This is a genomic window from Gracilibacillus halotolerans (assembly GCF_014206945.1).
Taxonomy (GTDB): domain Bacteria; phylum Bacillota; class Bacilli; order Bacillales; family Amphibacillaceae; genus Gracilibacillus; species Gracilibacillus halotolerans.
Map to the genome: position 1 here is coordinate 41,328 of NZ_JACHON010000015.1, position 24,008 is coordinate 65,335.

Annotated in this window: 25 protein-coding genes; 16 read left to right on the forward strand and 9 right to left on the reverse strand. The window is 36.4% G+C overall.

The window, feature by feature from the left end; genetic code table 11:
• Positions 1–39: 39 nt before the first annotated feature.
• The 3 genes from GGQ92_RS12335 to GGQ92_RS12345 all read left to right on the forward strand — a co-directional run bounded on the left by GGQ92_RS12335 (position 40) and on the right by GGQ92_RS12345 (position 1,814).
• Positions 40–204, forward strand: coding sequence for a hypothetical protein (locus tag GGQ92_RS12335; RefSeq protein WP_184249306.1), 165 nt, complete (start codon positions 40–42; stop codon positions 202–204).
• A gap of 268 nt (positions 205–472) precedes the next feature.
• A complete protein-coding gene (locus tag GGQ92_RS12340) occupies positions 473–913 on the forward strand; it encodes a DUF421 domain-containing protein (protein WP_184249309.1) in 441 nt (146 codons plus the stop codon).
• A gap of 166 nt (positions 914–1,079) precedes the next feature.
• Entirely contained in the window at positions 1,080–1,814 is a 735-nt protein-coding gene (locus tag GGQ92_RS12345) for a GTP cyclohydrolase II (RefSeq protein WP_246384424.1), read from the forward strand.
• A 93-nt stretch (positions 1,815–1,907) separates the two neighbouring features.
• Here the strand turns inward: GGQ92_RS12345 and GGQ92_RS12350 are convergent, their stop codons facing one another.
• Together GGQ92_RS12350 and GGQ92_RS12355 are read right to left on the reverse strand one after the other, a co-directional pair.
• The gene (locus tag GGQ92_RS12350) at positions 1,908–2,672 is read right to left on the reverse strand and encodes a MerR family transcriptional regulator (protein ID WP_184249316.1); all 765 of its coding nucleotides are present in this window, start codon (positions 2,670–2,672) and stop codon (positions 1,908–1,910) included.
• A 149-nt stretch (positions 2,673–2,821) separates the two neighbouring features.
• Positions 2,822–3,460 carry an O-methyltransferase gene (locus GGQ92_RS12355; RefSeq protein WP_184249319.1) on the reverse strand — a complete coding sequence of 213 codons (639 nt, stop codon included), beginning with the start codon at positions 3,458–3,460 and terminating at the stop codon, positions 2,822–2,824.
• A 279-nt stretch (positions 3,461–3,739) separates the two neighbouring features.
• On the opposite strand from GGQ92_RS12355, the gene GGQ92_RS12360 reads away from it, so the two are divergent.
• From GGQ92_RS12360 to GGQ92_RS12375, 4 genes are all read left to right on the forward strand, one after another.
• Positions 3,740–4,702, forward strand: a complete 963-nt coding sequence (locus GGQ92_RS12360; RefSeq protein ID WP_184249322.1) for an ABC transporter permease — start codon at positions 3,740–3,742, stop codon at positions 4,700–4,702.
• On the forward strand, positions 4,683–5,636 hold the full coding sequence (locus GGQ92_RS12365) for an iron chelate uptake ABC transporter family permease subunit (RefSeq protein WP_184249325.1): 954 nt from the start codon (positions 4,683–4,685) through the stop codon (positions 5,634–5,636). Before GGQ92_RS12360 ends, GGQ92_RS12365 begins: the two co-directional genes overlap by 20 nt.
• 232 nt (positions 5,637–5,868) lie before the next feature.
• Positions 5,869–6,915: a siderophore ABC transporter substrate-binding protein gene (locus GGQ92_RS12370; protein WP_184249328.1), complete on the forward strand. Its 1,047-nt coding sequence runs from the start codon at positions 5,869–5,871 to the stop codon at positions 6,913–6,915.
• Positions 6,916–7,198: 283 nt separating this feature from the next.
• The gene (locus GGQ92_RS12375) at positions 7,199–7,621 is read left to right on the forward strand and encodes a DUF4870 domain-containing protein (protein ID WP_246384425.1); all 423 of its coding nucleotides are present in this window, start codon (positions 7,199–7,201) and stop codon (positions 7,619–7,621) included.
• Between the two features lie 103 nt (positions 7,622–7,724).
• Here GGQ92_RS12375 and GGQ92_RS12380 read toward each other — a convergent pair whose 3' ends face one another.
• Positions 7,725–9,458 (reverse strand): SulP family inorganic anion transporter, encoded by a 1,734-nt coding sequence (locus GGQ92_RS12380; protein WP_184249331.1) that lies wholly within the window; start codon positions 9,456–9,458, stop codon positions 7,725–7,727.
• A 395-nt stretch (positions 9,459–9,853) separates the two neighbouring features.
• On the opposite strand from GGQ92_RS12380, the gene GGQ92_RS12385 reads away from it, so the two are divergent.
• A complete protein-coding gene (locus GGQ92_RS12385; protein ID WP_184249334.1) occupies positions 9,854–10,432 on the forward strand; it encodes a class D sortase in 579 nt (192 codons plus the stop codon).
• 433 nt (positions 10,433–10,865) lie between these two features.
• Here the strand turns inward: GGQ92_RS12385 and GGQ92_RS12390 are convergent, their stop codons facing one another.
• The 4 genes from GGQ92_RS12390 to GGQ92_RS12405 form a co-directional block, all read right to left on the reverse strand.
• Entirely contained in the window at positions 10,866–12,464 is a 1,599-nt protein-coding gene (locus GGQ92_RS12390; protein ID WP_184249336.1) for a collagen-like domain-containing protein, read from the reverse strand.
• 146 nt (positions 12,465–12,610) lie between these two features.
• Positions 12,611–13,309, reverse strand: a complete 699-nt coding sequence (locus GGQ92_RS12395; protein ID WP_184249340.1) for an N-acetyltransferase — start codon at positions 13,307–13,309, stop codon at positions 12,611–12,613.
• Complete coding sequence (locus tag GGQ92_RS12400) at positions 13,306–14,394, reverse strand: Gfo/Idh/MocA family protein (RefSeq protein ID WP_184249343.1); 1,089 nt, start codon at positions 14,392–14,394, stop codon at positions 13,306–13,308. The genes GGQ92_RS12395 and GGQ92_RS12400 overlap by 4 nt, the downstream gene beginning before the upstream one ends.
• Positions 14,387–15,499 carry a DegT/DnrJ/EryC1/StrS family aminotransferase gene (locus GGQ92_RS12405; protein WP_184249346.1) on the reverse strand — a complete coding sequence of 371 codons (1,113 nt, stop codon included), beginning with the start codon at positions 15,497–15,499 and terminating at the stop codon, positions 14,387–14,389. The genes GGQ92_RS12400 and GGQ92_RS12405 overlap by 8 nt, the downstream gene beginning before the upstream one ends.
• Positions 15,500–15,715: 216 nt before the next feature.
• On the opposite strand from GGQ92_RS12405, the gene GGQ92_RS12410 reads away from it, so the two are divergent.
• On the forward strand, positions 15,716–17,035 hold the full coding sequence (locus GGQ92_RS12410; protein ID WP_184249349.1) for a nucleotide sugar dehydrogenase: 1,320 nt from the start codon (positions 15,716–15,718) through the stop codon (positions 17,033–17,035).
• An 87-nt stretch (positions 17,036–17,122) separates the two neighbouring features.
• On the opposite strand, the gene GGQ92_RS12415 is transcribed toward GGQ92_RS12410, so the two are convergent.
• A complete protein-coding gene (locus tag GGQ92_RS12415) occupies positions 17,123–18,508 on the reverse strand; it encodes a hypothetical protein (protein WP_184249352.1) in 1,386 nt (461 codons plus the stop codon).
• A 224-nt stretch (positions 18,509–18,732) separates the two neighbouring features.
• On the opposite strand from GGQ92_RS12415, the gene GGQ92_RS12420 reads away from it, so the two are divergent.
• The 3 genes from GGQ92_RS12420 to GGQ92_RS12430 all read left to right on the forward strand — a co-directional run bounded on the left by GGQ92_RS12420 (position 18,733) and on the right by GGQ92_RS12430 (position 20,437).
• Positions 18,733–19,425, forward strand: a complete 693-nt coding sequence (locus GGQ92_RS12420) for a BMQ_0737 family morphogenetic spore coat protein (RefSeq protein ID WP_184249355.1) — start codon at positions 18,733–18,735, stop codon at positions 19,423–19,425.
• Positions 19,426–19,501: 76 nt separating this feature from the next.
• Positions 19,502–20,056, forward strand: a complete 555-nt coding sequence (locus GGQ92_RS12425) for a hypothetical protein (protein WP_184249358.1) — start codon at positions 19,502–19,504, stop codon at positions 20,054–20,056.
• Positions 20,057–20,071: 15 nt separating this feature from the next.
• Positions 20,072–20,437, forward strand: a complete 366-nt coding sequence (locus GGQ92_RS12430; RefSeq protein WP_184249361.1) for a hypothetical protein — start codon at positions 20,072–20,074, stop codon at positions 20,435–20,437.
• A 112-nt stretch (positions 20,438–20,549) separates the two neighbouring features.
• On the opposite strand, the gene GGQ92_RS12435 is transcribed toward GGQ92_RS12430, so the two are convergent.
• Positions 20,550–21,629, reverse strand: a complete 1,080-nt coding sequence (locus GGQ92_RS12435) for a glycosyltransferase (RefSeq protein ID WP_184249362.1) — start codon at positions 21,627–21,629, stop codon at positions 20,550–20,552.
• Between the two features lie 176 nt (positions 21,630–21,805).
• Between GGQ92_RS12435 and GGQ92_RS12440 the strand changes: the two genes are divergently transcribed.
• From GGQ92_RS12440 to GGQ92_RS12455, 4 genes are all read left to right on the forward strand, one after another.
• Positions 21,806–21,958: a hypothetical protein gene (locus tag GGQ92_RS12440; RefSeq protein WP_184249365.1), complete on the forward strand. Its 153-nt coding sequence runs from the start codon at positions 21,806–21,808 to the stop codon at positions 21,956–21,958.
• 142 nt (positions 21,959–22,100) lie between these two features.
• Entirely contained in the window at positions 22,101–22,943 is an 843-nt protein-coding gene (locus GGQ92_RS12445; protein WP_184249368.1) for an S-Ena type endospore appendage, read from the forward strand.
• A 129-nt stretch (positions 22,944–23,072) separates the two neighbouring features.
• Positions 23,073–23,396: a DUF3992 domain-containing protein gene (locus GGQ92_RS12450; RefSeq protein ID WP_184249371.1), complete on the forward strand. Its 324-nt coding sequence runs from the start codon at positions 23,073–23,075 to the stop codon at positions 23,394–23,396.
• Positions 23,397–23,465: 69 nt separating this feature from the next.
• Positions 23,466–23,978 carry a hypothetical protein gene (locus GGQ92_RS12455; RefSeq protein WP_184249373.1) on the forward strand — a complete coding sequence of 171 codons (513 nt, stop codon included), beginning with the start codon at positions 23,466–23,468 and terminating at the stop codon, positions 23,976–23,978.
• The last annotated feature ends 30 nt before the right edge of the window (positions 23,979–24,008 follow it).

The window sequence follows — 24,008 nt, forward strand, 5'->3', positions numbered from 1 at the left end:
TTTCCATCGAGAGTATTTGTTAAGTAAAGGGTGAATAGTGTGGAAAATAGTTTTTATGTTGGATGGGGAACCCTTGCAATGATTAATGCTGGAATAGCACAGGGGAAGAACCGAACAGGACTGAATTGGTTTTTATTATCTTTAGTTCTAGGTCCATTTGCAACATTAATTTTACTGTTTGTTCAAAAGCGACCAGAGAAATAAGTTGTTACAATAAAGGACTACAATTTAGATCGGAAAAAGTTATTGCAACGTAACTTTCTCCGGTCTTATTTAATTGTGTTTTATAAAATCTCCTCTACGTCTCATCAAGCCGTTTTCTAAATATCCTTTTTTTGTCTTAATCTAAATACTTACAAGTTATTTACCAATTGATTAAAACGAGATTTTTCGGGTAGTTAATTACTAGTACTACATATGTAGTAAATACCCCGGAGTAAAAGTAAACGGGCAAGATAAGGTAGGGAAGAGTATGTATGGTGATATCGCATTAAAGATGTTATTAGGTCTAACAATCGTAATTATCATGATGAGACTGGTTGGCAGAAAAGAGTTAGCCCAGATAACACCACTCGATCTTATCTTTGTTACGATGATATCAGAACTATTAGGTGGATCTATTACTGGTGAAGAAATAAAAGTCGGACATTTAATTTTTGTGATTGTATTATGGTTTGGTCTTATCTGGGGATTAGAGAGACTAGAAAAAAACAAAAAAATACGAAAACTTATGGAGGGTAATCCAGAAGTAATTATAAAAAATGGTATGCTGGACACGAAAGTTATGAAAAAGCAAGAGATGACTATGGATGATATAGAGTTGCATTTACGAAGGAATGGTGTTTTTGATATAACAGAAGTTGAATTAGCAATCGTTGAGGTTAGTGGCCAAATTTCCGTAAAGCAACATTAAAACAAGGAGGTTCCAATCATATTTTGGTTGGAGCTTTTTTTATATTATTAGATATTTCATCTGTACAGAACTTTATATTGGTAACTTGTATTCACTCCTTGTTAAAATAGAGGAAATAGTAATTATAAATATATATGAATAAAGGAATGATAAAGTGGTACAGATGATGTTAGATTCTAAGGTCCTTTCTTTATTGAAAGATAAAATCCATTTAATAGATAATACAAACGATGCTATTTATTTAGTTGGTCCAATAAAGCTTCCGGTTAATCTCTATGATGAAACGATAGAGTTTAAATGGTATTCTTGGTTGAAATGTGAAGAAAGAACGGAAGATTATGGTAAAGTTATTGATATGTTAGCTTCAGCTAATTTAGCGGAATTACAACAATCAAGTGTTCTAGTCTATGGGGATTTCGAAAATGCTGATGATGCAATCATTCGAATGCATTCCATATGTCATACAGGAGATATATTTGGTAGTAAACGTTGTGATTGTGGATACCAACTAAAACAGTCGATGAAAATGATTGTGGAGCATGGAGCTGGAGCTATCTTTTACTTAGCGAATCATGAAGGAAGAGGTATTGGGTTATTTAGTAAGGCACTTGCATACATTCTACAAGAAAATAATTATGACACGGTAGAAGCAAATGAAGCGCTAGGGTTCAAAGATGATTCACGAGATTATTCAGACGCCATTCAAGTATTAAATACATTAAGGAAAAAACCAATCAAACTTATTACGAACAATCCTAAAAAGTATGATGCACTAGAGCAGGCTGGTTTACCAGTAACAGGTAGAATTCCATTGTGGGGAGATAAGTCACGATTTAATGAGAAATATTTAGCTACAAAAATTAATCGTTCCGGTCATTTACCTGACGAGGAGATAGGTTAAAATTAGTATAAATATAAGGAGATCGGACAGAAATGTTCTATCATAGTAGATACCGGACAATTTGTTAGAATTTGTTCGGTATCTACGCTTTTTTTAATTACTTTTTCCTAAATATCGATGAATTGCATCTCGTAAAAATCTTGTTGCTCCTTTGACTCTCTGATCATAGTAAGCAGTGAATCGCTCATCTGCCACATACATCTCTGCTAAACCTGCGTGCTGTTCTTTCGAGTAAGAGCTCCACGAATACATAAGCCATTCTTTATGTTTTTCAGCAACAAGTTGTGCTAAGTCTGATTCAGGATTTCCGGTTGCGTAAGCTTTTTCTAATAGATCGAGTATTTCTTCACTTAAGACAGTCATAGCTTCGTAATCTTCTTTTGACATACCTCTTAATTTCGCGTTACTTGCATGAATGTTATCTTCGCCATATTTTTCGCGAATTTCTTTACCGTATCTCTTCTCATTTTCATCAATCAATTTTTCCTTTAAGCCTTCGAATTTTTTATTATCATCCATTGGAATTCCTCTTTTCTTAGTTAGTATTGTCTGCTCTACTGTTGCAATAATGCTATCTAGTCTGTCTCTCTTTTTTATAAGGTGGTGATGGTGACTTATTAATGCCTCCCATTCATCATAAGTTGGATCATTCATCAAGTTTTTTATAGAATCTAAGCTAAATTCTAATTCACGGTAAAACAAGATTTGTTGGAGTGTATCTACTTCTTTTTGGCCATAAATTCGATAACCTGAAGAATTAATACGAGCTGGAATTAATAGTCCGATCTCATCATAATAACGAAGTGTTCTCGTGCTAACTCCTGATAACTGGGCTAGTTTTTTAATTGTATATTCCATGGTTCACCTCCTAGCTAATAGTTATTATAAACGTTAACGTTACGTTAACCTCAAGCCTTATATCAATATTCTTAAAAACAAAAAAAGAATTCCATTTTGCAACGGAATTCTGACTACTATTTATCTTCTTACTAATAAGGTGTAACTTACTATTTCTTTACGATAGAAATTGTTAATCCATCTCCAATTGGAATTAAGTTCGATTCTAATTGAGGATGGTTCGCGACCGTTTGATTGAATTGCTTCATAAATTCTGTATGCTTTTTTGCTTCTATTGAATCATCTGCCACACTACCTCGAGCAAGGACATTATCACAAACGATGACCGCACCATTTACTGCTAGTTGAATACATTGATTTAAATAATTTTCATAATTTTCTTTATCAGCATCAATAAAGAAAAAGTCGAATTTTTTATTTTCCTTAACCAATTGTTCGAGATTATGAAGAGCAGGACCTGTAATATATGTAACTTGATTCTGAAAGCCTGCTTTTGCTAGATTGCTCGCTGCTAGGTTGGCATAATCCTCCATAAGTTCTAGTGAAGTTAATTTTCCTTCATTACCTAAACCTCTTGCAAGACAAATGCCACTATATCCCCCTAGTGCACCAATTTCTAGTATATTCTTAGCACCAGAAATGGAGACGAGCATCGTAAGTAATTTTCCTGTAGAAGCCGAAACAGATATAGGACGCATACCATTCTCCTCTATAGAATGAAGTACATCTTCTAACAGAGAATCTTCATGATAAAAAACGGAATCAATATAATTATTAATAATCTTCAATATTTATTCCTCCTCGTCTTTTCTATTTAAATACTTTTACGAATATAACTTTACGCTAGTTTACTAGTAATTGGCAAATATATAAGTGAGTTCGTTTTGTCAGCATAAAAGTCATATATATTATATAATATGCTTACTATTCAATAGTATCGTACATTTATAGAATATAAGTTTAAGTGTTTTAGACAATTGACAATTGTATAGGTAAACGATAAAATTAATGTGCGATAATAATGAGAATCATTATCATTAAAATATTAACTAAGTTAGAGGATTGCTATGAAACTTTGGATGTTAACAATTTTAGCTATCATCCTGTCATTCATTTCACTTTTCGTTGGTGCAATTGATATAAAAATTACTGATTTATTGGATTGGGACTCTGATGAGGCATCCATATTCTTAATTAGTCGATTGCCACGGTTAATGGCGATTATATTGGCAGGAGCAGGTATGAGTATTGCGGGATTAATTATGCAGTCCTTAAGTCGGAATAAGTTTGCTTCACCGACAACGACTGGTACATTAGATGCTGCGAAATTAGGTATTTTAATTTCTATTCTTGTGTTTCCAAATGTGTCTTATATACAGCAAATCTTTTTTTGCTTTGCGTTTGCGTTAATGGGGACGTTAGTATTTATGCAAATTCTTGATCGCATAAAGTTTAAAGATGCTATTTTTGTACCTTTAATAGGAATTATGTTTGGTAACATTTTATCATCGATTACTACATTTTTTGCCTATGAAGCGGATTTATTACAAAATATTTCATCTTGGTTGATGGGAAGTTTCACATTAATAATGGCAGGTCGTTATGAATTATTATATGTAAGTATCCCAGTTATCATTTTCGCTTATTTTTATGCTAACAAGTTTACGGTAGCAGGTCTTGGAGAAGACTTTACAAAGAATTTAGGGTTAAGTTATAAATTTATACGGAATATTGGTCTAATTCTCGTGGCTGTCATCTCTTCAACAGTAGTTCTTACTGTTGGTATGATTCCGTTCTTAGGTTTAATTGTCCCAAATATTGTATCACTTTATCTAGGAGATAATTTGCAAAAAATAATTCCGCATACAGCTGTATTAGGAGTCGTATTCCTTTTAATCTGTGATATTATTGGTCGTATTGTCATTCATCCATATGAAATTCCAGTAAATGTTACGGTTGCGGTAATAGGTAGTGCAATCTTCTTAATTCTATTGTTAAGGGGGAGAGCCTATGCGAAGCAACCGAACTAAATTAATTGTTTTAGCTGTAATTTCTATCCTTTGTATCGTCCTTTTTGCGTTTTATGATATAAAAGGTGGTTTTGATTATGCCTTTCCAAGGCGATTAATTCGAATTGGGGCCATGATTGTAACCGGGGTCGCAATTGCCTATGCTACTGTCGTATTTCAAACGATTACTCATAATAGAATCTTAACACCTTCTGTTATGGGGATTGATTCTATGTATGAAGTAGTGCAAACATTTATTTTCTTTTTCGCTGGATCCATGTCGATTTGGGTAGTAAATAAATATTTGAATTTTGGTCTTGCAATCGTCGCCATGATTCTATTTGCGTTACTATTATATCGATTTTTATTCCGAGCAGATAAGCATCCAATATTTTTCGTCTTAATAATTGGACTCATAATTGGAACACTACTAGGGAGTTTCGTTACATTCTTACAAGTCCTTATTAGTCCGACAGAGTACTTAAGCTTACAAAATTTGTTGTTTGCTAGTTTTATTAATATTAAAAGCGAAATATTATACTTGGCTGCAGGAATATTGCTTGTTTCCTTTATATATGGATATAGAATTATGAGGCAGTTAGATGTTATGTCTCTAGGGCGGGATAATTCCATTAATCTAGGTATTAACTATGATCGAATGGTAATGAAAACGTTAATTTTATCCTCCGTTTTAATTGCAACATCTACCGCTTTAGTCGGTCCTATTACATTTTTAGGTTTAATTGTTGCGAACCTTTCGTATCAATTTCTGGCTACGTATAAGCATGTTACTTTAATTACAGGCGCAAGTTTAATTAGTATTATTGCTTTAATCGGTGGACAATTTTTAGTAGAGCACATCTTTGAACTGAAAACCACAATAAGTGTCATTATAAACTTTGTTGGTGGTATTTATTTCATCTATTTATTGTTGAAGGAAAGTAGAGCTATATAGAAAATAGGTAGCTATAATAGGAAATTTGTAAGTATATCCTAGAGGATTCAAAGTGTATTATCGATTTAACTTTGCTTTCTCTAGGTACTTTTGTATATTCTGAATTTTTTTATAATTAAGTATTGACAAAAAGTTTAATTAAGAATACAATGAGAATCGTTATCAGTGATAATGATTCTCATTGTCAACAAACACAATAATAAAAAAACAATAGGTAAGGGAGTAATGGAAGATGAAAAATTTTAAGGTAGTAATCGGGCTTTTAGCCTTATTTTTAGTAATGACACTTGCTGCTTGTGGTTCAGAAGAAGAGAGCACAAATGAAAAAGAAAACGAGACAACAGCATCTGAAACAGAGTCAGAAGAAACAGCAGAAGAATCCTCCGAAGTGGAATCTGCTTACCCGATGACTGTATATCCAACAATTGGAGCAACTGAAAGTAGAGAAGGTGGAACAACTACTTATGAAGAAGTTACATTCAATGAAATGCCAGAAAGAATCGTTGTTTTTGACTATGGATTCTTGGATACTTTACATACACTAGGTGTAGAAGGAATTATTGGTGTTGCTAAAGAGTCTACATTACCAGAACATCTAAGTGAGTTTGAATCAGATGAGTATTCTAATATTGGTACACTAAAAGCTCCGTTATTTGAGGATATTGCAGAAATGGAGCCTGATGTTATCTTTATTTCTGGACGTCAATCAACGTATTATGAAGAACTTAAGGATATAGCTCCAGTTGTGTTTGTTGGTACTGTACAAGAAGATTACTGGAATACGTTTGAAGAATCAGTAAATATTGCTGCTACTATGTTCGATAAACAAGACGAAGCGGAAGAGTTTCTTGCTAAATACGATGCAGCTTTTGAAGAAGTGAATGAACTAGCTGGAAATTATGAAACATCATTAGTAACAATGTACAATGAAGGTAATCTATCTGGATTTGGTCCTGATTCTCGTTTCGGTTATATCTATGATTTATACGGTTTTAATCCTGTAACAGAGGACGTTGATGCTACAGAGCATGGATCAAATTTCGGGTTTGAGGCAATCCTTCAGTTCGACCCAGAAATATTGTTTGTTATTGACCGTACTGCTGCAGTAGGTGGAGAATCTAATATTGAAACGGATATGGAAAACGATATTATTCAAAAAACGGAAGCTTATGCAAATGAAAATATTATTTATTTAGATGGTGCGTTATGGTATCTTGGTGGTGGAGGATTACAATCCGAGCTAGCTAAGATAGAAGAAGTTATTGCTGAATTACAATAATATAATACTAAAAGGCTGTTCAACCGTCATGAAAATGACAATCGTTGAGCAGTCTTTTTTGTTTCTTTAACATATGTAAGTAATTGTAATTAAGGATTACTTATACTAATAGGGAAGTTTATTAAAAATGATTATAAGTAAAAACAAGGAATTTAGTAGATGATGTCGAATATATAGATAAAGAGAATATGGAGAAGTTAATTGTATTTTTTGTGAATACCTTTATGTTTTGTTACATGTAATATAAAGAAATGACAAAAGACTGAGAAGGGAAGAATAAAAAATGAATCAAAACGAAACAAGCGAAAGTAGTGAATCGATCGACAACGAAGAAAAATCACTTATAGAAGTTGAACAGGCGCAATCGAATTCTGAGAAGAAAAATACATCGAGTGGCTTGGGAGAGAATATTGCAGGATTACTTTGCTATATAGTAGGACCAATAACTGGCATCATATTTTTTATTTTAGAAAAAGAGAATCGTTTTATTCGGTTTCATGCTCTACAGTCTATCATTACATTTGTTGCATTATCAATATTTAATTATATGCTTTCAGCAGTGCCTTTCGTTGGATGGGTGTTCAGTTCATTGCTCTCTCTTTTAACCGTTGCTTTATGGGTTGTCTTAATGATTAAGGCTTATCAAAATGAAACATTCAAACTACCGATTATCGGTGATATTGCGGAACAACAAGTAAATAAATAACTTAACACGAGAATGGACTGTTCTTTACATTAGACTGCTAGTTGTGAGAAGGACAGTTCATTTTTTGTTCCAAAAAGAAAAGGATTCCCGATTAAGTGGAATCCTAATGTGTGTTATGAAATTGTTCTATTTCCTTACTCTGTTTAAACATTTGACATGTTGAGTTGCTTGATCGAGAGCAAATAGAACATTTATTTGTTTCGATTAATATTAATGCATAATCTACCGCATCATCTGCTTTGTTAAAGAAATATTCTTCACCAACCAAACTAGTCAGTCCACTTTTTTTCATCATGTCGTGAACATCCTTATTGGCTTCTGATATAATTGTTGTTCCACCGCCATTATGAAAGTCTGTAATAAGTGATTCAAGGTTAGCTGCACCTGTCACATCTAGAAAAGGTACATTCTTAAACCGTAATATAAGCACTTTCGGACGCTTATTAATGGATTTTGTTATAATAGTCTCAAAACGGTCAGCTGCACCAAAAAATAGTGGTCCATCTATGCTGTAAAAATCAATTTCTGGACAAGCTACTCCAAACTCTTCGGTTGATGCATTACCATTTTTCTTTGCTGTGAATGGAATTACCTTTTCTACGTCAAGCACTTCACTCATTCGCTTAATAAACATAATACCTGCAAGTAATAGACCAAATTGTACGGCTGTCGTTAGATTAACAAACACTGTGAGTAAGAACGTTGTGATTAATACTAGAGAATCAGCCTTTTTTAGTTTTAATATATGAAAGAATGATCGGTATTCACTCATGTTATAAGCGACGATCATCAAAATTGGTGCCATGGCTGCAAGTGGAATACTGGATGCGAATGGAGCAAAAATCAAGATAGCTGCTAACACAAAGATACTTTGAAAAATACCGGAAAAAGGACTTACCGCCCCACTTTTTATATTGGTTGCAGTTCTAGCAATAGCACCAGTTGCAGGGATACCTCCAAATAAAGGCGTGACCATATTCGCAATTCCTTGGCCAACCAGTTCACGATTTGAATCGTGTCTTTTTCCTGTCATTCCATCAGATACAACAGCTGATAAGAGGGATTCAATTCCACCAAGCATCGCAATTACGAATGCAGGCTTAATTAGCATAATCAATCTATCCCATGTTATTTGGGGAACTTGGAATTCAGGTAGAGCTTGTGGGATACCTCCAAATACGGACCCGATAGTTGCCACTTTATTCGGGAAAAATAGTGCAACGAGAATGGTTGGAATAATAAGTGCCACAAGCAATACGGGCACTCGGGGGAAGAGTCTAGGAATAAAGATTAATAAAAGAAGTCCTATCAAACCAATTAAAATGCTATAACCATTGATTGTATTTAGATTTTTGTAGATTTCCCACATGTTTTGGTGGAAAAATTCTTTTCTCTCAAGTCCTTCTAATCCAAGAAAGTCACCGATTTGGCCACTGAAAATAATGACAGCAATTCCAGCTGTAAAACCAATTGTTACAGATCTGGGTATATACTTTATCAATTGTCCGAGTTTGAAAATACCCATTAACAACAACATAATTCCCGCCATAAAACCTGCTATAAGCAAATTTTCATAACCGTATTCTAATACGATAGCAAGTAGGATAGGAATAAAAGCTCCAGTGGGACCAGCAATTTGGTATCTTGATCCTCCTAATAAAGCAACAAGAAATCCAGCAATAGCAGTAGTGTAAAGGCCATATTCTGGTGCTACTCCTGAAGCAATTGCAAACGCCATTCCTAGGGGGATCGCAACAATACCTACTGTAATACCTGCAATGATATCACGCTTTAAATCCGATTTTTTTAACCCTTTAAAGCGATCATCTTTAAACAATGACCTATCTCCTTTATATTATATTTTAGAGCACAAAAAAATCCCGCCACGATAGACGAGGTTAGTGAATATTTATACATCTATTATAACATATTTAAGGTAAACTATCTTATTAATAGCTTGGCACTTAACCTATGAATCTAATATGGTTATTCAGAGGGGATAAATCAAGAATTTCTTTATACAAATCTTGAGACACATATTAAATTTACAGATATCTTGACAATTAGTTAAAATTACTTTACCTTTTATGGGAAAGCCTTTTCAAAATATGACGACATCTCAATATTAATCAATATCAATCAACATTCATGTTTAATATGTATCTTGATTGGATTGGAAGGTAATTCAATAAAAAATATAATGCACTAATTTAAATAATTGAGGTGAATGGAATGATAAAAAAACTTTCGATAGCTTTTATGATTGCAGGTATATTGCTTCTTTCCTACGGTGGATATCAATTGTATAGCTCCTATTTACAGGAGAGTAAAAGGTTAGAGGAAGCAAACTCCTTTGTATCGGATGAAGTGATAACTGAGGTAGAGAATGTAGAACAATTTAATTATGATGCGGTTAAAGAGGGAGATACAATAGGCGTATTATATATTCCAAGATTAGATCGAGAAATCCCTATTATAGAAGGAACGGACGAAGAGGAATTAACTCAGGGGGTAGGTCACTATACCGGAACAGGTTTCCCAGGTGAAAATAGACAAATATTATTGTCCGGTCATCGTGATACAGTTTTTAGACAATTCGGCGAGTTAGAACATGGTGATGAATTCCATGTGAAAATGGAGCATGGTACATTTATTTACGAAATTCATGACCATACTATTGTACCTGCTGATGACACTACAGTTATTGATCCTAGTAGAACGGACGAGGTATTAACTGTCTCCACTTGTTATCCTTTTTCCTATATAGGAAGTGCACCAGATCGTTATGTTTTATTCGCTTATCCAAAATAGAGGGATAGTTCGTTAAAAACAGTGCCCGAGCATGAACAATGGAATAGTTTACCTACTAAGGAAGTCACCTCTTTCGATATTTTTGAACCCTAGAAAAAAATTCAATACTTGTTGTTCCTGAAAATATACTTATCTCTAAAAATAAAAGCAACCTAAATGGGAAAACATTGCAAAGTAAATGCAGTGTTTTTATGGTTAGAAAATATATAATTTGAACTGCTGAGATATAGTCACTTGTCTATAAATTAAACTTTTTGAAATTAATTCAATGTTTTCTTGGATGAGAAAAGTCGTCTCCTAATGAAGGAGACGACTTAACTCATACTAAACTAGAAATCTAACAAATCAATCAAAGTTACTACATGCTACCATTATTGGATTACTTGCAATTTTGGTATTACGCGTAGGAATCGTGTAGCTCCATTAGTACAAGTTACGCACCAGTAGGACCCGTAGGACCCGTAGGACCAGTCACGCCAGTAGCACCAGTGGCCCCAGTCACGCCAGTAGCTCCGGTAGGACCTGTAGCTCCAGTCGCACCAGTCACGCCAGTCGCTCCAGTAACACCAGTAGCGCCAGTAGGACCCGTAGCGCCAGTAGGACCCGTAGCGCCAGTAGGACCCGTAGCACCCGTGGCACCAGTAACACCTGTAGCTCCAGTCGCACCAGTCGCGCCAGTAGGACCAGTCACGCCAGTAGCTCCAGTCGCTCCAGTAACACCAGTCGCGCCAGTAGGACCAGTCACGCCAGTCGCACCAGTCGCTCCAGTCACGCCAGTAGCTCCAGTAACACCAGTCGCACCAGTCGCTCCAGTAACACCAGTCGCTCCAGTCGCTCCAGTCACGCCAGTCGCACCCGTGGCACCAGTAACACCTGTAGCTCCAGTAGGACCCGTAGCACCCGTAGCACCCGTGGCACCAGTAACACCTGTAGCTCCAGTCGCTCCAGTAGGACCCGTAGCACCCGTGGCACCAGTAACACCTGTAGCTCCAGTCGCTCCAGTAACACCAGTCGCGCCAGTCACGCCCGTAGCACCCGTCGCACCCGTGGCACCAGTAACACCTGTAGCTCCAATAGGACCCGTAGCACCCGTGGCACCAGTAACACCTGTAGCTCCAGTCGCACCAGTCGCGCCAGTAGGACCAGTCACGCCAGTAGCTCCAGTCGCGCCAGTAACACCTGTAGCTCCAGTCGCTCCAGTAACACCAGTCGCGCCAGTAGGACCAGTCACTCCAGTAACACCAGTCACGCCAGTCGCACCAGTCGCACCAGTCGCTCCAGTAACACCAGTCGCGCCAGTAGGACCAGTCACGCCAGTCGCACCTGTGGCTCCAGTGGCACCCGTCGCACCAGTAGCTCCAGTAGGACCCGTAGCACCTGTGGCTCCGGTAGCACCAGTAGGACCTGTAGGACCGGCCGCTCCTGTTAACTCAATTGACACAATAGCTGAACCTTCGCTTACAACAATATCAAGTGTATCAGAAACAAAAGTTAGACCGTCACCTAAGCCAACAGTAGCGCTGCCATCTGCACCCCCAGGACCACTTTGCACAGTAAATAAAGGATCTCCTACTGCAAAATCCCCAGTAGCGCCCGTGGCACCCGTAGCACCTGTGACCCCCGTAGCACCTGTGGCACCCGTAGCACCTGTAGGTCCAGTCGCACCCGTGGCACCTGTAGCACCCGTAGCACCTGTAGCACCCGTGGCTCCAGTCGCACCAGTCGCTCCAGTAGCACCAGTCACACCCGTAGCTCCGGTAGCACCAGTCGCGCCAGTAGCTCCAGTAGGTACGGTCGCGCCAGTAGCGCCACTACCCGGTCCAGTAGGCCCGGTAGGTCCCGTTGGCCCGGTAGGACCTGTTGGCCCAGTAGGTCCCGTTGGCCCGGTAGGACCTGTTGGCCCAGTAGGTCCCGTTGGTCCCGTAGGTGAACTAGGTGTATTTACAACCCAACTAGGAACCCTTCTCGGAAACGGTTCTGGCCGAGCTTTTATAACCCTTGACTTACAATCCTTCTTATTTTTTTTACTCATAATGCACCTCCTATCTCTACTATTAATATTCTTTTGATAGAGAACGGTAACGGCAAATGCATTATTTTCACTATGATTTACTACTAATTCTGATACTCTAGGTAAATGACTATTAATAATAGATTGATTAGATTAATTTAGAACAATCATTGTTTGTTTATTTTTTTTGCTGGATTTCCGACCACTGTTACGCCATCTCCAACATCCTTAGTTACTACAGATCCGGCTCCTACAACAGCATCAGTTCCAACAACTACCCCTGGCAAGAGGGTTGCATTGCTTCCGATTTTACAACCTTTATTTAAGATAGGTCCTTGATAAGGATAATTTCCTTTCCCCATATACTTATCATTGGAAGAAGAGAAGCATGGTCCAATGAAAACTAAATCTTCAATAATCATGTCTGCTGTGATATAAGAGTTTGTTTGAATGGTTACCTTTTCGCCTATATGGGTGTTATTCTCAATCATCACATTCCTACCTATAATAGTATCTTTTCCGATTTCTACATTTTCGCGAATACTAGCTGCATCCCCAATAAATACTCCCTCCATCAGTAGGACATCCTGATAGATGACACATTGATCAGCAATTTTAACATCATCTTTTATGATTAGTGGAGGCAAATCTAAACGTGGTTTTCTAGCCATTTTTTTATTAGAAGAGGGAGATTTACCTAACGTAACAGAATTCCCAATAAAAACATTATTACCAATAATAGTATCTTTTTTAATTACAGTGTGGTGTCCAATGGAAACATTGTCACCGATAATTACATTATCTTCGATGATCGTATACTTTCCAATCTCTACATTTTTCCCAATTTGTACGGAAGGGTGAATCATAAATTCCCTCCTTTCTCATTATTCGTATTGTCATTCATGTCACTTGTTGAGAAATAGAGCAAGGGTAAATAAGTAGGTGATTTTTGTTGGTGCGATTTATATAAGGCGAAAATGGTTTCCAATGATTTTTTCCCCGCTTCCCCTGTCATTAGGAGCTTCTCCTTATCTAGAAGAGTGTTTAAAAAGTTTTCATACATTAAATAATGTTCGCCTGCAGTATTACTAAGCTTCTTTAATTTTGCTTCTATGTTAGGTTGGTTGTCGACATGACAATGCTGTACAGTAGGTAGCTTCTTTCCACCAATACAGATAGATCCTTTTTCACCAAAAATAGATAAATAATAACCGAGATTCTCTGGTTTTGTAATCGTATTTGCTTCAACTACTCCCTTTGCTCCATTTACAAATGAAATGATACCCGTTGCTATATCCTCTGTTGCTTTTCTTGTGTTTCTTGTAGAAATTTCACCATAAACAGAAGAAACATCTCCAAAATACCAAGTGAGTAAATCAACTAGATGGATTCCTTGATTGATTAACATACCGCCATCAAGGTCCCAAGTACCTCGCCAATTTGCTGAAGTATAATACGTTTCGTTTCTGTTTATTCGTATATCTACAGAACCTAGATAGAGCTCGCCTAAAACTTTTTTATCAATAAGAGATTTGATTTCCCTTAAAAGAGGGTGATAGCGAAGTTGATGACATACGAGAATCAATTTTTGATTGGCTGTCGCTAAAGTAATTAACTCATTTACTTCCTTCAACGACAATGCCAATGGTTTTTCAATAATTACATGCTTATCGAGCAACAGAGCTTGCTTTGCTATTGCTGCGTGCAGTCCTGAAACGACAGCAATAATTACTACATCAACTTGTGGGTCAAGCAGTAAATCTTTATGGTTTTTGTATTGAGAAATGTTTGTAGGTTCCTTTTTATTTTCGTTGTAATGTTGGACTGTATTTTCCATTCTGTCGGTTTGAATATCACTCACAGCAACTAAGCGATAAGAATTAAATTGTGTAATCGTATCTATATGCTTTTTTGAAATATAACCACATCCTATTAGTCCGACATTAATCATTGTTATTCACCTTGAAATGCTTCAGAGCGGTTATTACTTTATCTTGATCTTGAATCGTTAGGCCTGGATAAAGGGGGATAGAGAATAACTTCTTAGAAAGGGCTTCAGCAATAGGAAAATCTCCTTCTTTGTAATCGAGATTTCGATAAGCGTTTTGTAAATGTATACATCGTGGGTAATAAACTCCGGTCTGGATACCTTCTGCTTGTAAATGCTTAATTATTTCTGTTCGATAATCAGTAGCCAGTGAAAAGAGATGGAATACATGAGAGCCATCATTATGCATACTAGGTAGTTTAATAAAATCCAAATGGTTTAATTTATTTTTATAACGGTTGGCTAGAGTAATCCGTGAACGATTCCATTCGTCTAGATAGGGTAGGGAGGTTAACAAAATGGCTGCATGAATTTCATCAAGACGGCTATTATAGCCAATCTCATCATGATGATATTTCGTTTGGCTACCATGAACACGTAGTTTTCTGATTTTTTCTGCAAGTTTTTGATTGGAGGTAGTTACTATTCCACCGTCTCCCATAGTGCTAAAGTTTTTAGTCGGAAAAAACGAAAAACATGCAGCATCTCCTAAGCTACCTACAGGCTGACTTTTATAGGTTGCTCCAAATGCTTGGCATGCATCTTCGATTACGTAAAGATCATACTTCTTTGCTATGGCGTTAATCTCATCCATCATGGCAGGTTGACCGAAAAGATGAACAGGAATTATTGCCGTTGTTCTTCGTGATATCTTCTTTTCAATTTCAGTTGGCTCAATATTAAACGTTTCTTCATTGACATCGGCAAAAACAGGCGTGGCGCCTACTCTAGTAATTGCTTCTGCAGTTGCAAAAAATGAAAATGGTGTAGTAATTACCTCATCGCCCTCTTTTATGCCGAAAGCAGCTAATGTTAGAATTAACGCATCCGTTCCATTAGCCACAGCAACAGCATCGGTGACGCCTAACCTATCTGCAATTTTCTCTTCAAGTTTCTTAACATTGGGACCAAGAATATACTTACCACTAAGTATTACATCCTTAAGGTTCGTAACTATCGAATCAATTATGGTTTCAAACTGACTTTTAGGATCGCTGATAGGAATCATACGTACCCACCTCTTCTTTCTAAAACAATAATATTCTCGATAGCATATTCATTAAGTTGTTTATATTGACGGCACATACCTATCATGAATTTAACTATATAAACTATTGTCCTTCGTATAAGCGTCTATTTATTTATCACTTCCTACACCACATGTAACAAGACATCTAATAGAGCATATACAATAATAGATTACTTTCTTGAGAGGAAAATGATGATGACAGATTCTAATCAAGTGTCCATTGGTGACACAACTCAGAAAAATCCTCCTACTATTGGTGTTGTTGGACTAGGTTATGTTGGGCTACCAGTCGCTATTGGTTTTTCCGAAAAGTATCCTATTATTGGATTTGATGTTGATTTAAATAGAATACAAGAATTACAAAAATCGGTGGATCGAACTGGTGAAATTTCACCGGATATATTAAATTCGGCAAATATAGAATTTACGAACGATGAATCAAGGTTAGTTCAATGTCATTTAATAATTGTAGCTGTTCCAACCCCTGTAAAAAATAATAAAGAGCCTGATTTAACGTATTTAGAAGAAGCATCTAAGCTTGTAGGGAAAAACCTTTCTAAAGGAGCATTTGTTGTATATGAATCTACTGTTTATCCAGGTACGACAGAAGAGGTTTGTCTTCCAATATTAGAACACCAATCACAAATGAAAGCAGGAACAGACTTTTACGTTGGTTATTCACCTGAGAGGATTAATCCGGGGGACAAAGAGCATACATTTAAAAACAATGTGAAGGTAGTTTCAGGGCAAAACGAATACGCGCTTCAAAAAATTTATGAATTTTATCAAAGTGTTTTGGCATCGAATGTTTATAAAGCACCTTCTATAAAAGTAGCAGAAGCCTCGAAAATAGTAGAAAACACCCAACGCGATATTAATATTGCACTAATGAATGAATTTTCCCTTATATTTAATGCACTCGATATCGATACGTATGAAGTATTAAATGCTTCAAAAACTAAGTGGAATTTCGCACCATATAGTCCTGGTTTAGTAGGTGGTCATTGTATAGGAGTGGATCCGTATTATTTAATTTATAAGTCAAGGGAGGTAGGATATGACCCCAAGCTGTTATCGTTAGCTAGGGATTTAAACGACTCGATGCCAACCTATGTTGTTCAATCGTTAATAAAATTAATGATTACCCATAAATTCAATTTTCATGAGACCCCGATAACAGTGCTAGGAATTACATTTAAAGAAAATATCCCTGATATAAGGAACTCTAAATCGTTGGAGATAGTAGATGAATTGGTGAATCTTGGGTTACAAGTGCAAGTATGTGATCCACATGTGGAAAGCAATCCATTCTATGATAATGAATTGGTTGATTTTAAACGTTTGGATGAATTAAAGAGTACTCCAATTATTATATTGGCCGTGTCCCATCAAGAATTTAAAGAAACAGATTGGCTTAAACGTATTCTTCCAAATGAAAAAGGAATTATTATGGATTTAAAAGGCATTCTCTCTGAAAAGCTTTTTCCGGATGATATAGTGATTTGGAAGCTCTAATAGTGTAGGAATAATTGAAAAAATACACAACAAAAACAATCATGCATGAAAATTAGTCATGATTGTTTTTGTTGTTTGTTCTATTGGTTATTTAATTTTATTCCAAATGTATCCGAATACTGATTTTTTGTCGTCATTATTCGGATGACTAATTTGAGTGGAAGTGTTGGATAACGTATCGTTCTCTGGCTGTTCTTTCTGTTTTGGCTCACTAGTCGTTTGAAAAGACTCATTGTTCGGCTCTACATTAGATAATGTTGAATCCGCAACTTCTGGATTCTGTGTAGAGTTTTGATCTGACGTTAGAGTAGAAGAAGTGTCCTGCTGATATTGCGTCTCTACTTTAGCCGTACTATTTTCTGCAGTGTCTACACAACGATGTTGCTCAGTATTACTCCCAGAAAAATGTCCTGTAACATCACTAGTTTGATTGCCTTGCTCTGGATTTGGAGTAGAATTAGTTGTTTCACCGTTATGGTTTGCTGGATTATCTTGAACATCCATTGTTGGGTTATCCAGCCCAGGTGTTGGAGTGATACTAGTCGTTTCAGCGTTATGGTTCGCTAGATTATCTTGAACATCCATTGTTGGGTTTTCCAGCCCAGGTGTTGGAGTGATATTAGTCGTTTCAGCGTTATGGTTCGTTCGATTATCTTGAACATCCATTGTTGCGTTATCCTGCTTCGGTGTTGGAGTGATACTAGTCGTTTCAACGGTCTGGTTCGTTCGATTATCTTGAGCATCTATTGTTGGATTATCCTGCTTCGGTGTTGGAGTGATACTAGTCGTTTCAGCGTTATGGTTCGCTAGATTATCTTGAACATCTATTGTTAGATTATCCGGCTCCGGTGTTGGAGTGATACTAGTCGTTTCAGCGTTATGGTTCGTTCGATTATCTTGAACATCCATTGTTCGGTTATTCTGCTCTGGTACTGGTGTATTGTAAGCTACCTCAGAAGTTTTATTAGCTAAATTGCTTTGCGCCTGTGTAGGGTGAGTAGATCTTTCAAAATTATCTGTATTGGCATCATCTATCTCCTCTGTAGGTAAATATCTTTTCTTTTTTTTAGTCTTACTCTCCATATTTGTATATCTAACTTCCAATGGCTGTTTTAGTTTTCTCGGTAATGTTCTTTCATTCTCTTCGGCCTCATGAGATGTATAATAATGAAACATTTGGTTTTTGTGACGTTTGTTGGAGGATGGGACAGAGTGAATGCTGCTAGCTCTTTGAATATCTCGGAATGTAACAACATCTCGCTTTTTGTTCTGGTCATTTGGATCAGTTGTATTATAGTGACTTGAATCGTCTTTTTGCATTTCTATTAATGCTTTTAACTCATGGATTTGTTTTTTTAACTCGGCTATTTCTAAATTCTCTTCTTGGTGTGTTTCTTGGTCGGAAGATAGTAGTTCATTTGTTAAATTAGGTATATTCTCTTGACTTCGATTTACCTTACTATCATCATTCATTTAAAATAACTCCTTTCATATATCATCCGAATGCCGTATTATCATGCAAATGAATTGTATATAAGTAAGTGTATGAAATCAGATCTAAATTGGTTACATTACTTAGCACAAACGCCTAATTTCGTTATAGATGCCAAGAATTCCGTTTTTTTGGTAGCATATATGACTCAATTTACATACGTTGTTAGAGAGTAAAATATACTTTTATGGAGGAGTAGACTGATATGAGCGATATCCAAAACCTAAAGGGAAGAAAAAACCCCGAAATCTTATGTATCAATGCTGATAAAGTTTATGATTGGGTTATATTACAAGCAAATATTAGAGAGACTGTAAATCCAACTTTCACAGATCCTGGCTTTAACGACCTAACACTTTGTACAGCTACTAATGTGAATACAGATATTCTTTTAACCGATGCGGTAGGAGACCCATTGTCGCCAAATGGAATTATTGACGTAGAAGAGGTAGCTGACAGACAAGACCGAAGCTTTATCATCGACGGTAGAAGAGTAACACTACAGAAAGTTACATTCCTAAAGACCATTTATGTTGTAGTGGAGTTCAGTGGATTGAATGGTTCAGATCCATTTGTTGCTCGCACTAACCCAATCGAAATTGAGGTTCCAGAATCCATTTATTTATGTGCACCTGAAGGAACGGATTTAGTAGTACGTTTTTCAGATTTAGAAGGAAGTGTACGTATCAACTGTATCGGTACACCACCGGCGGATGTAACGCTTGATATTATGTTGAATTTATGCCAGAGTGTTCAAACATTTACCAACGTTACAGTAGAAGTAGAGGCTGATTTTTGCCACCCAAGAGAGATTCTTGCAGAGCAATGCCACACACCGGCTGTACCAAGACAATGCCCAGTTGTTTTTCCAGGAGAACATCGACGCTTCGATAATTAATACTTTCCATTATTGCTGCATATATTTAAAGAGGGGAGTATATTCCCTCTTTAAATATTTATAAGGAGGTCTTACTATGGCTACTCACGCGGAAATAATGGCAAAGCTTGCACAATTGGAAAACGACCTAGACCAAACACAAACATACATAAAAGAACGAATAAAAAATTCGAATAAAATAACAAGTAGAGCATCTGATGAAGGTACTGTTTTTTGCTATTTCAGTCATTCAGTTGTGATGGATTACGAACAAGATGCTTCCCGATTGATTATTGGTAACTTTCATGTAAAAAATGTGTCATCCGCTCCTGTTTTATCTCCGACCATCCTTCTAAAAATAACCACAGACGATGAATTTCAATTCTTAGGAAAATACAGTATACCTAATAAATCACAGCAAATGTATAACTTTGAGTGGGAACGTATAGAGTTAAAGAATTTTGACCCAGTAACACATTATTATTTAAGACCAGTTCAGACAGAGGAGATTCTACCGAACGAACAACTTTCCTTTCAAAACTTCCAAATCATTTTACCGTTTGGTGCTACAGTTAATGTTGACGGTTTTCTTTACTATGAAGGAAAACAAGAAGGTATCGCTGCTATGAATTATATTAATATTTCTGGTTGATAAGGAGGGACGATAATGAACCAGAAAATAAAAGAATTAATGGAGCGTATGGTAATTAAGATGCTTGAGGAAGAATTAAGTAATAGTGAATCTATCATATCAAGTCAAGATGGAAAAACCACTATTTCTATGAAACAGAATAACATGGTTTCTCTTCTGTTGTACCTTCAATTAACGAATGAAGATAATAAAAATCCTTTTCATACAAGTAGTGAAGAAGTAGCGAGATTAACAGATTCGAATGAAAAAAAAGTTACAACGGTGACAAATGATTTTCATGAAGCAGATAAAATTATCGAGAAAATCACTGTACTAGAACGTAAGAACAAACAATTTAGAAAAGAAATAACTGAGCTACTTCAGGAACGAGTAGATGGATAGAGCGGCTCGCAGCATTTCCAATATAGTGAAGAGAAAAAAGGCAGTTATTCTTTTGGTGTTAATCAGAAGAAGCTGCCTTTATTTTTGCCGGAACATAGTGGGGATTTAGAAGTTACTTGATGTTCAATTTTCCTTCAAGTAACTCTTTATTAGCTAGAATCCGTTCATCTTCTGGTCGATATTTTCTTGCCTGTTCATTGTGTTCATAAGATTTTTGGTAATCTTTTAGCTGATAGTAACACACACATAATTGGAGATGTGGGTACCATGTAGCATAAGCTGGATACGTGAAGCTCCACTTATTCGGATCATTTTCAAGTTGAGTAGCTAACTCATACCAAAAAATAGCCGGTTTCCATTCTTTTTTATCATGAAAATGATAGCCTATACGACTGCAAGTCTCTGGACGTGGTGTTATTGAAAAACGAAAAGATTCCATCAATGAAGCTAATTCATTTGTCGTGTCACCAATCATTCGGTAGCAATCAGCACGATTGATACAAGCATATACTTTATCCTCGATCCAACCATCTTGTCGATTTATATTTTTTGTGTAGCTTTCGATGGCTTTTTCATAATGGCCATTCTCTCGCAATTCATTCCCATAATAAAAATGATCTCTTGGTGTAAATTCATCACCGTTATCTATTTTTGTTTGATAGATTGATAAGTTTCTTCCAACTGCATGCTTTGTTTTTTTATGGGTAATCGCTACGTCAGAATTTATAATATGTCCATATACTTCAAGGTAGTTATGAACGTCGCCTTTCCATTTGAAATTACGTGATCTTTTTATTAAGCGATTTCTTCGGTATTGTAAGGTGACATTGCCAAACTCGTCGGTTCCTGCATTGTAGTACATCGAAACAGAATCTACATTGGGGTCCAACGTTTTCTTTAACTCTTTAAATTTTTCCCGGTCTTCTTCTAATAACACATCATCGGCATCTAGATAAAATATATAATCCTTTGTTGCATGGCGGAACGATTCATTTCTCGCGTCTTTAAATTTTCCCGTCCATTCGAAGAAGAATACTCGGTCTGTGTATTGTTTAGCAATTTCAACAGTCTTATCTTCCGAGCCAGTATCTATAATGTTTATTTCATCAACAAGGTCATGAACCGAATCTAGACAACGGGCCAAAACTTCCTCTTCATTTTTTACTATCATACATAAGCTAATACTTACCACACAATCACCCCTACTCAAATTATTCACTTTTATACTATATTCCCAAGGTGATATTGTTGACTGTACGAAAATCCTACAATCTCATTTTTTGAAGGTTTTTTGGACAAATTTATAGAGTACGTTTATTACGTGTCATACATATACTGAATGTAGTTACAGGTAGAGGGGGGAAGAGTATGAGCAATGAGCGTATAGAAGCTCAAAAGGTTCAACAATCGGGTTGTGGATGTGGTTCGAGCCACTCTTTAAAGCCACGTCGGATTCAGGGAACGTCTACATCAAATAGAAGGAGCAGACAAAAATCCATTAGAACGAGATTTTTGCGTTGATTCCAGATAAATGATAACTATAACGAAGATGGCGCTATAATAAATTTAATTAAGATTTGTTCAGCGCCATCCTCTACAAGTAAATACGATGATATGATGAAGTGATTTTACATACTTTTATACAAAAAGGAAGCGTTGCACTATGAACAATACAGCCCACCAACCACATTGTTTTACTGCATGGAACGTTCTAGATTGGATTAGTAAACAGACAATAATTCATCTGTCGAAAACATTAGCATGTGATGAGTTGGTTACAGATAAGATTTGTGGAAATATCCGTCTTCAAGGTGATAAGAAGACACTACTATGGCATGTTAAAGGTCCTTTATCTGTTTCTGGAAACGTAACAGTTTACCATAGATGGGGTCATCAACCGATTGTTGTCATTATTAATCAACGCAAAGAACACACCATTTTAAAAGGTGAGACACTCACATTAAGTATAACTAACTTAAAAACACTGGAGGTAAGAGGTGACGGGACCTCCAATGCATTTTCTATTGGAAAGTACTCCTTAACAATACAATATCGTCTCAGTCACGGTTATGCTAATCCTGCAACAGGCGAATTAATTTGTTATTTATCAGATAAAGATGGAAACCCAGTAAAGTCATTACGTTGTATGGAACTTATTCAAACCCCGAACAGGAAAACAGTGAAAGTTAGTGTTTCTCATAATACAACCACTTATCTTCAGAAAGTACAAGTGTTACTTAAAGGATTCATTACAATAAGAGTCGTAGAGAATGATAGAGAATTTAAAATAGATACGATTCCTTTTCAAGTGGAGGAAGATTTTCTTTTATATGCACCGGTTGGTTCCTTCATAAAGTGCCAAATTTCCGATGTGCAATGTAGCGTATACTATACGAATAAAGGTGAAAAAATCAATGTAATGCTTGAATTCTGTCAACAGCTCCAAATGGTAGAAAATAAAGTTATCGAAATGTTAGCTTGTCCAACTCTCCCAGACACTGGTTGAATGGAAATTTCACACTAATTTAGGACAAGTGCTCACTCCAAAATTGACTATATCCATATAATAGTTGTGAATGTTCATACTTTACTTGATGAACGTAATTCCAATAGATTAGATGGAGGGAGAGATACTATGTGTGGAGGATGTTGTCCTGATCGTCCTTATATAAACGATGAAATTTGTGGTAACTTTAATACTACGACAGCTGCTGTACCTTTAACTATGTATACAAGTGAGGATAATTTATTCGTCTCGGGTACCGTAAGTATTTATTATGACAGAGGAACTCCTGATGAAATTACAGCAACTATAACAGATACTGGTGGGGATACGACTGCATTAACGATTCCTCAAGGTAACACTATTTCTCAAACGTTTGATAACATTGCAACTGTAACAGTAGACACCGACGCAGCAATCGGAAAATATTGTTTAACCGTTCATTATGAAACATGATTGGGTGAATAAAATAATTCGGTACATTCCTTATTAGTTTTATTAATAAGGAATGCTACTAACGAGAAAATGGACAACTATCCTCCTTCGAAAGGAGAGATAATTATCGGAAACTGTTGTTGTGGTTCAACGTCGTCGTCATCTATAAATCCAAGTCAACCTTTTTTCACTCAAACAGAAGGTACTCTAGCCATTCCGTTTGGTGCTGGTATCGAAACTACCGTTTTATCACTTCCAGTCACAACGACTTTTAATTTACAAAATGTAAAGTTAGACTACGCTCTCCAACTAGCATTTGCTTTTACAGCGGGAAATAACAATTTGGATTACGGGGGGCGCGTTCGATTAAGGAGAGACGGAGTATTATTGGCAACTCAAACGTATACGAATGCGAAATCAAGAACTGGTAATCCACAAGCAACTGTTAGTAGAATTATACTTCCGAACACTTGGTTTGATAATGAGGCTCTTTTAGGACAACACACATACACAGTGACAATAGAATACTACCAACGATTACTTGCTTCTACAACATTGACAGTAGAAACCCGATCATTAAATGCAGTAGTATTTGGGATGTAAAATATAGATGTATAAGAGGGTTGAGTTCTT

Excerpts from the sequence above, each read along its gene's own strand:
- GGQ92_RS12425 (WP_184249358.1), top strand. The coding sequence starts at position 19,502 with ATGGCTACTCACGCGGAAATAATGGCAAAGCTTGCACAATTGGAAAAC.
- GGQ92_RS12440 (WP_184249365.1), top strand. The coding sequence starts at position 21,806 with ATGAGCAATGAGCGTATAGAAGCTCAAAAGGTTCAACAATCGGGTTGT.
- GGQ92_RS12365 (WP_184249325.1), top strand. The coding sequence starts at position 4,683 with ATGCGAAGCAACCGAACTAAATTAATTGTTTTAGCTGTAATTTCTATC.
- GGQ92_RS12445 (WP_184249368.1), top strand. The coding sequence starts at position 22,101 with ATGAACAATACAGCCCACCAACCACATTGTTTTACTGCATGGAACGTT.
- GGQ92_RS12385 (WP_184249334.1), top strand. The coding sequence starts at position 9,854 with ATGATAAAAAAACTTTCGATAGCTTTTATGATTGCAGGTATATTGCTT.
- GGQ92_RS12375 (WP_246384425.1), top strand. The coding sequence starts at position 7,199 with ATGAATCAAAACGAAACAAGCGAAAGTAGTGAATCGATCGACAACGAA.
- GGQ92_RS12370 (WP_184249328.1), top strand. The coding sequence starts at position 5,869 with ATGAAAAATTTTAAGGTAGTAATCGGGCTTTTAGCCTTATTTTTAGTA.
- GGQ92_RS12390 (WP_184249336.1), bottom strand. The coding sequence starts at position 12,464 with ATGAGTAAAAAAAATAAGAAGGATTGTAAGTCAAGGGTTATAAAAGCT.
- GGQ92_RS12395 (WP_184249340.1), bottom strand. The coding sequence starts at position 13,309 with ATGATTCACCCTTCCGTACAAATTGGGAAAAATGTAGAGATTGGAAAG.
- GGQ92_RS12405 (WP_184249346.1), bottom strand. The coding sequence starts at position 15,499 with ATGATTCCTATCAGCGATCCTAAAAGTCAGTTTGAAACCATAATTGAT.
- GGQ92_RS12345 (WP_246384424.1), top strand. The coding sequence starts at position 1,080 with ATGTTAGATTCTAAGGTCCTTTCTTTATTGAAAGATAAAATCCATTTA.
- GGQ92_RS12400 (WP_184249343.1), bottom strand. The coding sequence starts at position 14,394 with ATGATTAATGTCGGACTAATAGGATGTGGTTATATTTCAAAAAAGCAT.
- GGQ92_RS12340 (WP_184249309.1), top strand. The coding sequence starts at position 473 with ATGTATGGTGATATCGCATTAAAGATGTTATTAGGTCTAACAATCGTA.
- GGQ92_RS12415 (WP_184249352.1), bottom strand. The coding sequence starts at position 18,508 with ATGAATGATGATAGTAAGGTAAATCGAAGTCAAGAGAATATACCTAAT.
- GGQ92_RS12420 (WP_184249355.1), top strand. The coding sequence starts at position 18,733 with ATGAGCGATATCCAAAACCTAAAGGGAAGAAAAAACCCCGAAATCTTA.
- GGQ92_RS12430 (WP_184249361.1), top strand. The coding sequence starts at position 20,072 with ATGAACCAGAAAATAAAAGAATTAATGGAGCGTATGGTAATTAAGATG.
- GGQ92_RS12450 (WP_184249371.1), top strand. The coding sequence starts at position 23,073 with ATGTGTGGAGGATGTTGTCCTGATCGTCCTTATATAAACGATGAAATT.
- GGQ92_RS12455 (WP_184249373.1), top strand. The coding sequence starts at position 23,466 with ATGGACAACTATCCTCCTTCGAAAGGAGAGATAATTATCGGAAACTGT.
- GGQ92_RS12350 (WP_184249316.1), bottom strand. The coding sequence starts at position 2,672 with ATGGAATATACAATTAAAAAACTAGCCCAGTTATCAGGAGTTAGCACG.
- GGQ92_RS12360 (WP_184249322.1), top strand. The coding sequence starts at position 3,740 with ATGAAACTTTGGATGTTAACAATTTTAGCTATCATCCTGTCATTCATT.
- GGQ92_RS12410 (WP_184249349.1), top strand. The coding sequence starts at position 15,716 with ATGACAGATTCTAATCAAGTGTCCATTGGTGACACAACTCAGAAAAAT.